Annotated in this window: 1 protein-coding gene; it reads left to right on the top strand. The window is 70.1% G+C overall.

What is annotated here, in order from left to right:
- A partial coding sequence (locus FLQ44_RS00385; RefSeq protein ID WP_147692576.1) for an HlyD family secretion protein occupies positions 1-318 on the top strand: 318 nt, incomplete at both ends.

Here is a 318-nt window from a genome sequence, read left to right as displayed (position 1 = left end):
CGCATCAACCAGCTCAAGAACGTGGCCGAGCTGCGTCGCCGCCAGGCCGAGGGTCTGCAGGTGCGCGCCGGCATCGCCGGCGTGCTGCAGCAGGTGCCGGTGCAGGAGGGCCAGCAGGTCGTCGCCGGCACCAATCTCGCCCGCGTCGCCAAGCCCGGTGCCTTGATGGCCGAGCTGCGCATCAGCGAAACCCAGGTCAAGGACATCGTGCACGGCCAGAGCGTCCGCGTGGACACGCGCAATGGCGTCGTCGCCGGCCAGGTGGTGCGCATCGACCCGGCCGTGCAGAACGGCACCGTGCTGGTCGAAGTCGACTTC

The sequence above is a fragment of the Vogesella mureinivorans genome, assembly GCF_007644035.1.
Taxonomy (GTDB): Bacteria; Pseudomonadota; Gammaproteobacteria; order Burkholderiales; family Chromobacteriaceae; genus Vogesella; species Vogesella mureinivorans.
The sequence above is the reverse complement of the archived record's forward strand: the minus strand, read 5'-3'. Positions and strand labels throughout refer to the sequence as shown.